Source organism: Actinomyces sp. ICM47, from assembly GCF_000278725.1.
GTDB lineage: Bacteria > Actinomycetota > Actinomycetes > Actinomycetales > Actinomycetaceae > Pauljensenia.
In genome coordinates this window covers 1-13724 of record NZ_ALCA01000037.1, presented here as the reverse complement: position 1 = coordinate 13724, position 13724 = coordinate 1, and the positions used below count along the sequence as shown (strand labels likewise).

General features: G+C 64.8%; 12 protein-coding genes. 9 read left to right on the top strand and 3 right to left on the bottom strand.

What is annotated here, in order from left to right; translation table 11 throughout:
- The first annotated feature begins 129 nt into the window (after window positions 1–129).
- The 9 genes from uvrC to secG all read left to right on the top strand — a co-directional run bounded on the left by uvrC (window position 130) and on the right by secG (window position 10135).
- Complete coding sequence (uvrC, locus tag HMPREF1136_RS02605) at window positions 130–2145, top strand: excinuclease ABC subunit UvrC (RefSeq protein ID WP_009647771.1); 2016 nt, start codon at window positions 130–132, stop codon at window positions 2143–2145.
- The gene (gene purT, locus HMPREF1136_RS02600; RefSeq protein WP_009647760.1) at window positions 2142–3362 is read left to right on the top strand and encodes a formate-dependent phosphoribosylglycinamide formyltransferase; all 1221 of its coding nucleotides are present in this window, start codon (window positions 2142–2144) and stop codon (window positions 3360–3362) included. Before uvrC ends, purT begins: the two co-directional genes overlap by 4 nt.
- Before the next feature lie 43 nt (window positions 3363–3405).
- Window positions 3406–4401: an RNase adapter RapZ gene (gene rapZ / locus HMPREF1136_RS02595; protein ID WP_009647764.1), complete on the top strand. Its 996-nt coding sequence runs from the start codon at window positions 3406–3408 to the stop codon at window positions 4399–4401.
- Window positions 4401–5405, top strand: a complete 1005-nt coding sequence (locus HMPREF1136_RS02590) for a gluconeogenesis factor YvcK family protein (RefSeq protein ID WP_009647774.1) — start codon at window positions 4401–4403, stop codon at window positions 5403–5405. The genes rapZ and HMPREF1136_RS02590 overlap by 1 nt, the downstream gene beginning before the upstream one ends.
- Window positions 5406–5451: 46 nt before the next feature.
- A complete protein-coding gene (gene whiA / locus HMPREF1136_RS02585) occupies window positions 5452–6435 on the top strand; it encodes a DNA-binding protein WhiA (protein WP_009647769.1) in 984 nt (327 codons plus the stop codon).
- A 206-nt stretch (window positions 6436–6641) separates the two neighbouring features.
- Window positions 6642–7649: a type I glyceraldehyde-3-phosphate dehydrogenase gene (gene gap / locus HMPREF1136_RS02580; protein WP_009647756.1), complete on the top strand. Its 1008-nt coding sequence runs from the start codon at window positions 6642–6644 to the stop codon at window positions 7647–7649.
- Between the two features lie 107 nt (window positions 7650–7756).
- Entirely contained in the window at window positions 7757–8947 is a 1191-nt protein-coding gene (locus tag HMPREF1136_RS02575) for a phosphoglycerate kinase (RefSeq protein WP_009647761.1), read from the top strand.
- 3 nt (window positions 8948–8950) lie between these two features.
- On the top strand, window positions 8951–9727 hold the full coding sequence (gene tpiA, locus HMPREF1136_RS02570; protein WP_009647772.1) for a triose-phosphate isomerase: 777 nt from the start codon (window positions 8951–8953) through the stop codon (window positions 9725–9727).
- 162 nt (window positions 9728–9889) lie between these two features.
- Window positions 9890–10135 carry a preprotein translocase subunit SecG gene (gene secG / locus HMPREF1136_RS02565; RefSeq protein ID WP_009647776.1) on the top strand — a complete coding sequence of 82 codons (246 nt, stop codon included), beginning with the start codon at window positions 9890–9892 and terminating at the stop codon, window positions 10133–10135.
- 211 nt (window positions 10136–10346) lie between these two features.
- Here secG and pgl read toward each other — a convergent pair whose 3' ends face one another.
- Genes pgl through zwf form a run of 3 tightly spaced genes read right to left on the bottom strand, consistent with a single transcriptional unit; the run spans window position 10347 to window position 13556 of the window.
- On the bottom strand, window positions 10347–11090 hold the full coding sequence (gene pgl, locus HMPREF1136_RS02560) for a 6-phosphogluconolactonase (protein ID WP_009647780.1): 744 nt from the start codon (window positions 11088–11090) through the stop codon (window positions 10347–10349).
- A gap of 1 nt (window position 11091) precedes the next feature.
- Window positions 11092–12033, bottom strand: a complete 942-nt coding sequence (locus HMPREF1136_RS02555; RefSeq protein WP_009647775.1) for a glucose-6-phosphate dehydrogenase assembly protein OpcA — start codon at window positions 12031–12033, stop codon at window positions 11092–11094.
- Window positions 12030–13556 (bottom strand): glucose-6-phosphate dehydrogenase, encoded by a 1527-nt coding sequence (gene zwf, locus HMPREF1136_RS02550; RefSeq protein ID WP_009647757.1) that lies wholly within the window; start codon window positions 13554–13556, stop codon window positions 12030–12032. The genes HMPREF1136_RS02555 and zwf overlap by 4 nt, the downstream gene beginning before the upstream one ends.
- Window positions 13557–13724: the final 168 nt, after the last annotated feature.

The window sequence follows — 13724 nt, the reverse complement described above, 5'->3', positions numbered from 1 at the left end:
ACCAAGCTCAGTATATGCCTACGGGTGGCGCGCGCGTGCCTTAGTTTCATCATTCAAAGGTTTCATGACATAGAGCACGCCCAACGTGGGTGCCGGGCACTCCCAGCCCCGGCCTCGTACCCTGGGATCGTGGCAGATCCTTCGACGTACAGGCCCCGCACGGGGGACATTCCGACCTCGCCGGGCGTCTACCGATTCTCAGATCCGCAGGGCCGCGTCATCTACGTCGGCAAGGCCAAAAACCTGCGTAATCGCCTCACTAACTACTTCCAGGACCTGGCGAATCTGCACCCGCGCACCCAGCAAATGGTGACGACCGCGAGCGCCGTTCAGTGGACCGTCGTGCGTTCCGAGGTGGAGGCCCTGACGCTGGAGTTCACGTGGATTAAGGAATTCAATCCGCGCTTCAATGTCATGTTTAAGGACGACAAGTCCTACCCGTACCTGGCGGTGTCGATGGGGGAGTGTTTCCCCCGCGTGCAGGTGACCCGCGAGCGTAAGCGGGCGGGCTCGCGGTATTTCGGTCCGTACACGCAAGTGTGGGCGATTCGCGAGACGATCGATCAGCTCCTGCGCGTCTTCCCGATGCGCTCGTGTTCGGCGGGTGTGTTTCAGCGCGCGAAGGCGCAGGGACGGCCCTGTCTGCTCGGCTATATCGACAAGTGCGCGGCCCCGTGCGTGGGTCGCGTGTCGATGGAGGAGCATCGCGCGCTTGCCGAGGGACTGTGTCAGTTCATGGAGGGGCGCACCGGGCCCGTGATTCGCGACCTGGAGGCGCAGATGCGCCAGGCCTCGGCGGAGCTGAATTTCGAGCGTGCGGCGAAGCTGCGTGACGATGTCCTGGCGTTGCGCACGGTGCTGGAGCGTAACGCTGTGGTGCTCGATGACGGGGCGGACGCGGATGCGTTCGCGCTCGTCAGCGACGACCTCGACGCTGCCGTTCATGTTTTTCATGTGCGCGGCGGGCGCATTCGAGGAACGCGCGGCTGGGTCATCGAGCGCGTCGACGGCGCAGACGACGCTGCCCTCATGTCGCGCCTCCTCGAGCAGGTGTATTCGTCTGCGTCACCGGACGAGGCCGGGGCTGGGAAAGGCATGAAGGTGGCGGCCGTGAGCGTGGACGACGTTGCGCACACTCCCACCTCGGCGATTCCACGCGAAGTGCTGGTCTCTGTCGCGCCCGAGGATCAGGAGACGATTGCGAGCTGGCTGGGGCAGACGCGCGGTGCGTCCGTGTCTGTGCACGTGCCCAAGCGCGGTCCGAAGGCTCAACTCATGGAGACGGTCACGGAGAACGCCCGGCAAGCCCTCGCCCTGCATCGCACGAAGCGTGCGGGTGACATTACGGCGCGCTCGAAGGCGCTGGAGCAGCTCGCGGAGAACCTTGACCTGCCCAGCGCGCCCCTGCGCATCGAATGCTACGACGTCTCGCACACGGGCGGAGAAAACCAGGTCGCCTCGATGGTCGTCTTCGAGGATGGTATGCCACGTAAGGACGCCTATCGCACCTACAACATCCGCGGCGAGGACGGCAACGGAACCCCCGACGATACGAGCGCGATGAACGAGGTCCTCACCCGCCGCTTCTCTCGCCTCCTCGCTGAGGAAGCCGGTGTTGATGGGGAAGATGAGGATGGCGTCGCCTACGCCTCTGGCCCGATCGATGCGACGACGGGACGCCCCAAACGCTTCTCCTACCGACCTGACTTGGTCGTTGTGGACGGCGGCCTGCCTCAGGTTAACGCCGCGCGAGCCGCCCTGGACGCGGTGGGCGCGGACGTGCCCGTCGTCGGCCTGGCCAAGCGCCTGGAAGAGGTATGGATCCCAGGCGATGAGTTCCCGCTCATTCTGCCGCGCACCTCGGAGGCTCTCTACCTCCTGCAGTACCTGCGCGACGAGTCACACCGCTTTGCGATCACGAAGCATCGCAAGCGCCGCTCGAAGGCGCAGCGTCGCTCGGTCCTCGATTCCATCCCAGGGCTTGGACCCGCACGTCAGGCCGCACTGCTCAAGCATTTCGGCTCTGTCAAGCGGATCCGGGAGGCTTCCGTCGAACAGATTGCCGAGGTCAAGGGCGTGGGACCCACCCTCGCGGCTACGATCCGCGATAGGCTAGTCACATCGTCGAGGGAGGACACACCATGACACTGACGCTTCCCCTGCCGTTGCCGGCGCGCGTGCTGCTGCTGGGTTCTGGCGAACTCGGCAAGGAGGTGACGATCGCCCTGCAACGCTACGGGTGCACCGTCATCGCGTGTGACTCCTACGGCAATGCCCCCGCGATGCAGGTCGCGGACCAGTCACGCGTCTTCGACATGAGTGATCCGGCTGCCCTGAGCGCCGTTCTAGACGAGAGTGACGTCGACCTCATTGTCCCCGAGGTGGAGGCCATTGCCACTGACTGCTTGAGCGCCTCGGAGGAACGCGGTGTGCGCGTCGTCCCCAACGCCTTTGCCGTCCAGGCCACGATGGACCGCCAGCGCATCCGCACCCTTGCCGCGTCCCTGCCCGGCGTGCGCACCTCGGCTTTCCGCTTCGCGCACAGCGCAGCTGAGCTGGCCGCCGCACTCGACGAGATCGGCTACCCAGCTTTCGTCAAGCCAACGATGTCCTCCTCCGGGCATGGCCAGTCCCGCGTGACCGGCCCCGAGCAGGCCACATCCGCATGGACTCACGCCGAGCAGGACGCGCGTGCGACTACGGGTGTCGTCATCGTCGAGGAAGGCATCGACTTCGACTACGAGATCACCCTGCTGACCGTGCGCTCCTGGGATGCCGCAACGGGCACGGTCACGACGAGCTTCTGTGCGCCTATCGGGCACCGCCAGGAAGGTGGCGACTACGTCGAATCCTGGCAGCCCATGGCCATGAGCGGGTCCGCCCTGGAACGCGCCCGCACAATGGCCAAGGCCGTCACCGATGCGCTCGCACAGGCCGGTAACGGCCCCTGCCTGGGACTCTTCGGCGTCGAATTCTTCGTGCGTGGCGACGACGTGTGGTTCTCCGAACTCTCTCCGCGTCCCCACGACACGGGCATGGTCACCATGGCGACGCAGGCACAGTCCGAATTTGAATTGCACGCGCGCGCGATCCTCGGCCTGCCCACCTCCACCGCACTGGCCTCTCCGGGTGCTTCCGCTGTCATCAAGTCCACCCGCGCGATTGACACCCCTGCCTACCGCGGTGTCGCCACAGCCTTGGCTACCGCCGACATCGTTCGTATCTTCGGCAAGCCGATCAGCCGTTCTGGCCGCCGCGTTGGCGTCGTCGCGGCCACCGCCACGACGCCCAAGGAATCGCGTGTCATCGCCCGCCGTGCAGCGGCGGCCATCACCATTGACGACGCACAGAACCCCAGCTAATCAGACATCCCCACGCACTCACCGCACTCCCAAGGAGGACATCATGACCGACCACGCACCAGGCGGCGCGCCCCGACTGACCGACGCCACGGCCTCGTCCACGAGGGAGGAGAACCCGCGCACCTTCCCCGAGGGCATCCCCGTGCGCGACGCCGCCCGTACGCGCTTCGAACCCCGCGCATCCAACGAAGTCCTCATCATCACCGGCTACTCGGGTGCCGGACGAACCGGTGCCGCCCGTGCCCTGGAAGACCTCGACTGGTACGTCGTCGACAACCTGCCCCCGACGATGCTTCCCGCGCTGGTCGGCATGATGTCGAACGACCCCGCAGCCGGCGTGCACCGCCTGGCCGTCGGTGTCGACGTGCGCTCGCGTACCTTCTTCCGCACCCTGGACGCCACTCTCGAACAGCTCAAGGGCGCGGGCATTGCCTACCGCGTCATCTTCCTTGAGGCCAGTCCCGAAACCCTCGTGCGCCGCTACGAATCCAATCGACGCCCCCATCCCCTCCAGGGTGCCGGCACCCTCATGGATGGCATCAAGGCCGAAATGCGCCTCCTCGCGCCCCTGCGCCGCGCAGCCGACGAGGTCATTGACACCTCCGACATGAGCGTCCACGATCTCACGCGACGCATCCGCGACATCGTGGCGGGGGAGCAACGCCCCCTCCAAGTCACCGTCGAATCCTTCGGATTCAAGCACGGCCTGCCCCTCGACGCCGATCACGTCGTCGACGTGCGCTTCCTGAAGAACCCCTACTGGGTTGATGAACTGCGTCATCTCACCGGAAAAGACCAGGCCGTAGCCGACTACGTCCTCTCCCAGCCCGGCGCACGCGATTTCGCTCTGGGCTATGCGGATCTTTTGGCCCCCATGCTCGCTGGCTATCTGGCAGAATTGAAGCCATTCGTCACGATTGCCATCGGATGCACGGGCGGAAAGCACCGCTCCGTTGCCTGCTCCGAGGCCATCGCCAAGCGCCTGCGCGAGCACGGACATTCGGTGCGCGTCATGCACCGCGACATTGGGAGAGAGTAATGCCCTATCTTGATGCAGCTGGCTGGGTTCAACGAGGAGAATCCGGCCAGTCCATCGTCGCCCTCGGTGGCGGACACGGCCTGTCCGCCACCCTGAGGGCCCTCCGACATATCACCCGCGCCCTGACGGCTGTCGTTACCGTCGCCGACGACGGCGGCAGTTCCGGTCGCCTCCGCCAGGAAATGACGATCCTGCCCCCGGGCGACCTGCGCATGGCCCTGGCCTCCCTCTGTGAAGAATCCGAATGGGGACTCACCTGGCGCGACGTCATGCAGCTGCGCCTGGACACGACCGGTCCCCTCAATGGACACGCGCTCGGTAATCTGATCATCTCTGGACTCTGGCAGCTCCTCGACGACCCGGTTGAAGGACTCGACTGGGTGGGGCGTCTGCTCGGCGCGCAAGGTCGTGTCCTGCCCATGGCGACCACCCCCATCGACATTGAAGCCGACATGAATGACGACGGACGCTGCTACGTCGTTTCCGGCCAGTGCAAGGTTGCCATCGCGCCGGGTACCGTTGAGCATGTGCGTATCACCCCCGAGGCTCCCGAGGTTCCCGCCGCCGTCATCGACGCCATCTCCGAGGCCGACTGGGTCGTCTTGGGTCCCGGCTCCTGGTACACCTCCGTCATCCCGCATCTGCTTGTCCCCGAGATTAACCGAGCTCTGGCCACGACCGACGCGCACCGCGCGCTCGTGCTCAATCTCGCCCGCCAGCGCGGCGAAACCGACACCATGTCCACAGCAGACCACGTGCGTGTTCTGCGCGAATACGCGCCCGCCCTCAAACTCGACGTCATCGTCGCCGACCCCACCGCCTGTGATGACATTGACGACCTGATCGTTGCCGCCGAGGAGTTGGGTGCCCGCGTGCTCCTGCGCCAGGTACGCACCGGTGACGGTGCCCCGCACCACGACCCCCTGCGCCTCGCCGCAGCGCTGCGTGATGCGTTCGACGGCTTCCTCGGTGAGGTCGGCCAAGCCGAAACGTGGTTACCTTAGAAGCTGTTGCCCGCTGACAAACGACATCACATCGCTGGGAGAATCAGTGTCCCTGACATCAGACATGAAGGACGAGCTCGCGCGCGCCATCATCACAACCCCTTCCGAGGTAGCCGCCGAAGTGAGCGCGACGCTGCGTTTCGCCGGGGGACTCCACCTCGTGGGTGGGCGTATCCTCGTCGAGGCTGAGCTCGACTCACCCGTGGCCGCCCGTCGCCTTCGGGGCTACCTGCAGGCCCTCTATAACGCTGAGTCCTCCGTCGTCGTTGTTTCCGGTTCCTCCCTGCGCCGGGGCAAGCGTTACGTCGTGCGCGTCGTCCACAAGGCAGACGAGCTTGCACGCATGACCGGCCTGGTCGACTCCATGCGCCGACCCGTGCGCGGGCTTCCCCCCGTCCTCGTCGCGTCGGGCACAGCCGAAGCCTCAGCCATCTGGCGTGGTGCATTCCTTGCTCGCGGCTCCCTCATGGAACCCGGACGCTCCTCTTCCCTCGAAATCACGTGCCCGGGTCCAGAGGTTGCCCTTGCGATGGTCGGCTGCGCGCGCAAGCTCGGGGCAGCTGCTCGCTCGAAGGAAGTACGCGGTACTGATCGCGTGTCCGTCCGCGATTCGGACGCAATTGGCACCCTGATTTCCGCAATGGGGGCACCACAGACCTTTGAGGCCTGGCAGGAGCGCCGCGAACGTCGCGAGGCTCGAGGCAGTGCCAATCGATTGGCCAACTTCGACGACGCGAACCTGCGCCGCTCCGCCCGAGCTGCCGTCGCCGCCGGTGCTCGCGTCGAGCGCGCCTTCGAGATTCTTGGGGATGACGTGCCCGCTCACCTGCTCGAGGCGGGAACCCTGCGCCTCCAGTACAAGCAGGCCTCCCTCGAGGAGCTTGGCAAGCACACGAATCCGCCGCTTACCAAGGATGCTGTCGCCGGGCGAATCCGCCGCCTCCTGGCCCTCGCCGACAAGGTCGCACACGAACGAGGTATTCCCGATACAGAATCCGCGCTCACCCTCGACATGCTCGAAGAAGACTAAAGATTTCGCCTCTGTTACGTTCGTCCCAGTTCAAACGAGAATTACCCCACGTGCGAATTTCTAAATTGGGGTGTGACAGAGTCCGCTTTCGGGTGTAAATTAGGAAGTGCTGGAACCGCAGAAACCTGCGGGCCGGGCTGGCAACCCGCACGCCCGGTTGCATCGAAAACCGTGCCCTGTGAGGGGCACGAGCAGGAGGAACCATAGTGACCACCCGCGTTGGCATCAACGGCTTCGGCCGCATCGGCCGTAACTTCTTCCGCGCCGCCCTCGAGCAGGGCGCGGACATCGAGATCGTCGCCGTGAACGACCTGACCGACAACAAGACCCTCGCTCACCTGCTGAAGTACGACTCGATCACGGGCCGCTTCCAGGGTGAGGTCTCCTACGACGACGAGGGTATCGTCGTTGACGGCAAGCACATCAAGGTGCTCGCTCAGCGTAACCCCGCCGACCTGCCTTGGGGCGAGCTCGGTGTTGAGGTTGTCGTTGAGTCCACCGGCTTCTTCACCGACGGTGAGAAGGCCAAGGCTCACATCGAGGCTGGTGCCAAGAAGGTCGTCATCTCCGCTCCCGCGAAGAACGTCGACGGCACCTTCGTCATGGGCGTGAACGAGGCCGACTACGACAACGCCACGATGAACATCGTGTCGAACGCCTCCTGCACGACCAACTGCCTCGCCCCCCTCGCCAAGGTTCTCGAGGAGAACTTCGGCATCGAGCGCGGCATCATGACGACCATCCACTCCTACACGGGTGACCAGCGCGTCCTCGACGCCCCCCACAAGGATCTGCGTCGCGCCCGCGCCGCGGCCCTGAACATGATCCCCACCAAGACCGGTGCTGCTCAGGCCGTCGCCCTGGTTCTGCCCGCTCTTGCCGGCAAGTTCGATGGCCTCGCCGTCCGCGTTCCCACCCCGACCGGCTCCCTGACCGACCTCACCTTCATCGCGAAGAAGGAGGTCTCCGTCGAGGCCGTTAAGGCTGCCGTCAAGGCCGCCGCCGAGGGTGAGCTCAAGGGTGTTCTGAAGTACACCGAGGATCCGATCGTCTCCTCCGACATCGTGGGCGACCCGCACACCTCGATCTTCGACGCCACCGAGACCAAGGTCATCGGCAACCTCGTCAAGGTCCTGTCCTGGTACGACAACGAGTGGGGCTACTCGAACGCTCTCGTTCGCCTCACCGCCCTCGTCGGTTCCAAGCTCGCCTGAGAGCACTGACGATACAGCCATGAGCTGACAGTGAGATGCCCGTGCACGCACGTGCACGGGCATCTCGCACACCACCTTCGTTTTCTTTCCACCGAAAGGATTCCCCCATGAGGACCATTTCCTCCCTGGGCGACCTGCGCGGCAAGCGCGTCCTGGTCCGTTCCGATTTCAATGTTCCGCTCAAGGACGGCGTCATCACTGACGATGGCCGCATCCGCGCGGCGCTGCCGACCCTCAAGACGCTGACCGATGCCGGTGCCAAGGTCGTCATCCTGGCCCACCTCGGCCGCCCCAAGGGCAAGGTCGACCCCGCATTCTCGCTGGCCCCCGTCGCCAAGCGCCTCGCCGAGCTCTCCGGCGTGAAGGTCACCCTGGCCACCGACGTCGTCGGCGAGTCCGCCGCTGCGACCGTTGCAGCCCTCGGTGAGGGCGAGATCGCCCTGCTCGAGAACGTCCGCTACGACGCCCGCGAGACCTCCAAGGTCGACGAGGAGCGCGAAGAACTGGCCCGTGAGTACGCCAAGCTCGGTGACGCCTTCGTTTCCGACGGCTTTGGTGTCGTCCACCGCAAGCAGGCCTCCGTCTACGACATTGCCAAGCTGCTGCCCTCGGCCGCTGGCCTGCTCGTTCTCAAGGAGATCGAGTCCCTGTCCAAGGTGACTGGCGACCCCGAGCGCCCCTACGGCGTTGTTCTCGGCGGTTCCAAGGTCTCCGACAAGCTGGGCGTCATCGCCAACCTGCTGAAGAAGGCTGACATGCTCTTCATCGGCGGCGGCATGGCCTTCACCTTCCTGGCCGCACAGGGCTACTCGGTTGGTAAGTCCCTGCTCGAGTCCGATCAGATCGACACCGTCAAGGGCTACATTGCTGAGGCCGCTGAGCGCGGCGTCGACCTGGTTCTGCCCGTCGACGTTGTTGTAGCCCCCGAGTTCTCGGCTGATGCGCCCGCGACCGTCGTCAAGGTCGACGCCATTCCCGACGATCAGATGGGTCTTGACATCGGTCCCGAGTCCCAGAAGCTTTTCGCCGACAAGCTGGCCACTGCCAAGACCGTCGCGTGGAACGGCCCCATGGGCGTCTTTGAATTCGAGGCATTCTCCGGCGGCACCCGCGCCGTCGCGGAGGCCCTGTCCAAGGGTTCCATGTTCTCCGTCATCGGTGGCGGCGACTCCGCCGCTGCCGTGCGCCTGCTCGGCTTCGACGAGAACACTTTCTCCCACATTTCCACTGGTGGTGGTGCCTCCCTCGAGCTCCTCGAGGGCAAGGTTCTGCCCGGTATCGCAGTTCTGGAGGACTGACTCATGGCACGTACCCCCCTCATGGCCGGCAACTGGAAGATGAACCTCGATCACCTCGAGGCCAACCATCTCGTTCAGGGCTTGGCAATGGCACTGTCCGATGCAGGACATGACTACTCCAAGTGCGAGGTCCTGGTCATCCCGCCGTTCACCGACATCCGCACCGTCCAGACCATCGTTGATGCCGACGAACTCAGTATCAAGTATGGTGCGCAGGACGTGTCGATCCACGACAACGGTGCCTACACTGGCGAAATCTCCACTGAGATGCTCAGCAAGCTCGGTGTCACCTATGTTGTCATGGGCCACTCGGAGCGTCGCGAGTACCACAATGAGTCCGACGAGCTCGTCGGTGCGAAGGCTCGCAAGGTCTTTGACGCGGGCATGACCCCGATCCTGTGCTGCGGCGAGGCCCTCGAGGTCCGCAAGGCTGGCACCTACGTTGAGTTTGTGCTCGGCCAGATCCGTGCCGCCCTCGCCGGCTGGAAGGCCGAAGAGGTCGCCAAGATCGTCATCGCCTACGAGCCTATCTGGGCCATCGGCACCGGCGAGACCGCCTCCGCCGAGGACGCCCAGGAAGTGTGCGGTGCTATCCGCGCCGCCCTGGCCGAGGACTTTGGTGCCGAGACCGCTGAAGCGACCCGCATTCTGTACGGCGGCTCCGCTAAGCCCGGCAACATCAAGGAGCTCATGGCTCAGCCCGACGTTGACGGTGGTCTCGTCGGCGGCGCATCCCTCAAGGCCGATTCCTTCGCCGCCATGGCGAACTTCTACGCCTGAGAGAAGCTAACGCTCCTAGCCATCCTCACCACGTGAGGCGGATCTAACGGGAGCGAGGTGGGGTCAACCGGTGTGCCGGTTGGCCCCACCGTCATTCTCCGTTACACTTATGATGTATGTGCCTCAAATTGGGGCGTGACCGCGATAGAAATTGGACCCACAGTGACCATTCTGAACAACGTGCTGATCGTGCTGATTTTCCTAACCAGCATCCTGCTGACCCTGACCATCCTGATGCATAAGGGGCAGGGTGGCGGTCTGTCGGATATGTTCGGTGGCGGCATCTCCTCGTCGGCCGGCTCCTCCGGTGTCGCTGAGCGCAACCTGAACCGCATCACCATGGGGACGCTGTTCATTTGGCTGGTGTGCATCGTCGGCTACGCGCTGCTGGCGAAGTACGGTCGTTGATCGATCAATGATCGATATCGTTTCCTGGCTCCCCACCATCGCGTGGGGAGCCAGTTTCATTTGTTCTTAACGCCGCGAGCCGCGTCAGTTCCCGAACGCGTTTTCTTCTTCCTTTTCTGCTCGTCTATTCTCGGTGCGGCATCCGCCCAACTCGATGTATGGCAGAGGCGGGGTCACAGTGACCCCGCCTCCTTGTGTGTCTGCAGATCCCCTATGGGAGAGCGATCTGCGAAGCTGCCGCCTCGTCCAGATAGACGCGCGTCGTGGGGGAGAGGACGCCCGCGACGGGCAGGTCGAGGGGTGATGCCCCCGCGAAAGCCGCGCCGAGGGCCGAGGCCTTGGCCGCCCCGGTGGTTGTCAGCCACACCTCGGGGCAGGCTTGTATGACCGGCATGGAGACGGAGATGCGCTCGGGCGGAGGCTTGGGGGAGTTGCGAATCGCCAGGATGGGGCTGGTCTCGCCGGGGTCGATCCGACCCGGGAAGAGTGAGCAGATGTGCCCGTCGGGACCCATGCCGATGAGCGCGATGTCGAAGGAACGCTGCCCCATCACATCGGCCCACGTGGCAGCGAAGGCAGCACAGGCCTCGTCGAGGGATCCGCCGCCCGGAGCCCAACTATCGGAGGTTGGCATGCGCATGAACTCCACGCCTGTGGCCGCGTGGAAGAAGCCCTCCCACGCTTGGTCGTCGTTACGGTCCTCGTCTCCCGCGGGCACGTAGCGCTCGTCAACCATCCACACGCGCACGCGCGACCAATCGATCTCGCCGACGCGGGGGAGCAACGACGGAAGCAGCGAGGTCGTTACCGCGCCACCGGAGAGAGCAAGGTTGATCCGTGCGGGTGCCTCCGCCTCGTCGATGAGCATGCGCAGGCGCGCGAGGAAAGCCTCACCGACCGACTCGTTCAATGCGTCGACTGTCGGACGGACCTCGAGCGTGTGAACGCTGAGCATGTCAGCCCTCCGCCCTGCACTCTGCGAGGCGGGGCAGCTCCGTTGTGAGCAGCTCGCCGTAGTAGACGTCGGGATCGAGGCGGCGCAAGTCTTCCATGAGAGAGTCCTGCACGGAGCGGCGCGCCAGGTTCACGTTGCGATCCTCGAGGCCCGGGCGCGAGAGGCGTGCAACCGAGGAGGTGGCGCTACGTGAGAGGGACACGGTCGTGTCGTCGTCGAAGAAGAAGGTGATGTCCGTGATCGTGTACGCCGAGGCGTCGACGACGCGCTCGACGGGCACGCCCAGCTGGTGATGGAGCCACGCGGCCACCAGGAAAGGGGAGGGGTGCGTCGCGTTGCCGGCCACGCGGATCGACGTCGGAAGGCGGTCGAAGTCTTCGGCGACGGCTGCGAGCAGCGCGCGCCACAGAGTGACGCCCGCCCACGCCAGGTCCGTGTCGCCGGGAGTGTAGACGGCTGACAGGGCCGAGAGCGTTTCCATCGGGCACAGCGTTGCACGCGAATCCGTGATGCGCTTGATGGCCAGGCGACCCAACGGGTGCTCGCCCGGATTCTTCGGTGGGGTCACCGGCCAGTAGGTAACGACTGGCGTATCCGATTGGAGCAGCGGCATGACGAGGGAATCGATGTTCGACGCTGCCTCGCCGCGCGGCTCCAGGATGATGATGTCCGACAGGCCCGCCGCATCTCCGACGCGGATCTGGGCGTTCAGGCGCGCGTCACCTGAACTTGAGTCGGGCTCCACGATGACGATGACGCGGCACGGGTGCTCGCGCGAGACTGCGTCCGAAATTTCGATCGCATTGTCGACGTCAATCAGGTCGGGTACGCAGATGAGGAGTGTGAGGACGCGGCTGAGGGCCGCAGCGCCACGTTCGTCGCGCAGCTCCACGATGCGCGACGCCACCTCGGCGGATGTGGTGTTTTTCAGGGTGATGATCATGGGAGCCTCCAGAAACGGCCATCTCGGGCCAGCATGTCGTGCGCGGACTGGGGACCCCACGTGCCCGGCGCGTAGGGTTCGGGCTGGCCCTGGGTCTCCCAGAAGGACAGGATCGGGTCGAGGATCTTCCACGAGGCTTCGACCTCGCGCTGATGCGGGAACAGGGGAGCGGACCCGACGAGCGCGTCGAGGATGAGACGCTCGTAGGCCTCGGGTGAGTCCTCGGTGAACGCATGGCCGTAGGCAAAGTCCATCGTGACGTCGCGCACCTGCATCGAGGTGCCCGGGACCTTCGCGCCAAGCTTGAGGGTCAGACCCTCATCCGGTTGGACGCGGATGACGAGCGCGTTCTGAGCAGACTCGCTGAGGGCCGAGTTGCCGAAGGGCACGTGGGCGGAGCGCTTAAAGATGACGGCGATCTCGGTGACGCGCTTACCGAGGCGCTTGCCGGCGCGCAGGTAGAAGGGAACGCCCGCCCAGCGGCGCGTGTCCACGAAGAGCTTGATCGCGGCGAAGGTATCGGTCGTCGAGTCGGCGGGGATGCCGTCCTCCTCGAGGTAACCGCGCACCTGGGCACCGCCTTGCCAGCCGCTCGCGTACTGGCCTCGCGCGGTGTCGATGGCCAGGTCCTCGGGCAGGCGAACAGCTGAGAGGACCTTTTCCTTCTCCGCGCGGATTTCCTCAGGAGTGAAGTGGACGGGTTCTTCCATGGCGGTCAGCGCCATGAGTTGGAGCAGGTGGTTTTGGATGATGTCGCGGGCAGCGCCGATGCCGTCGTAGTAGCCGGCGCGCGTGCCGATACCGATGTCTTCAGCCATCGTAATCTGCACGGAATCGACGTAGTTGGCCTTCCACAGCGGCTCGAACATGGCGTTCGCGAAGCGCATCGCCATGATGTTCTGGACGGTTTCCTTGCCCAGGTAGTGGTCGATACGGAAGACGTCCTGCTCGTCGAAGATCTGCGAGATGACGTCGGAGAGTTCGCGCGCCGACTCAAGATTGTGCCCGAATGGCTTCTCGATGATGACGCGTCGCCACTCGCGGCCCTGGCGCTTGTTGAGGCCTGTGTCGGACAGATGCTTGGCGACGACGGGGAAGTAGGACGGCGGGATCGACAGGTAGAAGGCGTGGTTACCGCCGGTGCCACGTACGCTGTCGAGTTCGGCGACGGTGTCGGCCAGACGGCGGTAGGCCTCGGGGTCGTCGAAGGTACCGGACACGAAGCGCAAGCCTGAGCGCAGCTGGTTCCACGTCCCCTCGTTGAAACCGGTGCGGGTGTGAGCTTCAATGGAGGCGCGCACGTATTCCTCGAAGTCCTGCGGACTCCAGTCGCGCCGTGCGAAGCCGGTCAGTGAGAAAGCGGGGTGGAGCAGACCGCGGTTGGCGAGGTCGTAGATGGCGGGCAGGAGCTTTTTGCGTGCGAGGTCACCGGTGATGCCGAAGATGACGAGGCCGCAGGGTGGTGAAATGCGCGGAAGCCTGCGGTCTTGGGGATCGCGCAGGGTGGGAATCTCGTTGCTCACGAGGTAACGCTCCGTTCGCTGGGAATTGGGACGAGGCCGTGGCTCCTTCCGGAATCTCGCGCGGTGTGCGCGGGAGCCGGGGCGACCCACTACGTCTACGAGAATAGGGCTGCTGGCGCGCGAGTGCGCGCCAGCAGCCCTTGGTCAGATCAGGTGACTAAAAAGTCA

Coding starts and splice junctions, on each gene's coding strand:
- pgl (WP_009647780.1), bottom strand. CDS start 11,090: ATGCTCAGCGTTCACACGCTCGAGGTCCGTCCGACAGTCGACGCATTG.
- HMPREF1136_RS02590 (WP_009647774.1), top strand. CDS start 4,401: ATGCCCTATCTTGATGCAGCTGGCTGGGTTCAACGAGGAGAATCCGGC.
- HMPREF1136_RS02575 (WP_009647761.1), top strand. CDS start 7,757: ATGAGGACCATTTCCTCCCTGGGCGACCTGCGCGGCAAGCGCGTCCTG.
- rapZ (WP_009647764.1), top strand. CDS start 3,406: ATGACCGACCACGCACCAGGCGGCGCGCCCCGACTGACCGACGCCACG.
- purT (WP_009647760.1), top strand. CDS start 2,142: ATGACACTGACGCTTCCCCTGCCGTTGCCGGCGCGCGTGCTGCTGCTG.
- HMPREF1136_RS02555 (WP_009647775.1), bottom strand. CDS start 12,033: ATGATCATCACCCTGAAAAACACCACATCCGCCGAGGTGGCGTCGCGC.
- tpiA (WP_009647772.1), top strand. CDS start 8,951: ATGGCACGTACCCCCCTCATGGCCGGCAACTGGAAGATGAACCTCGAT.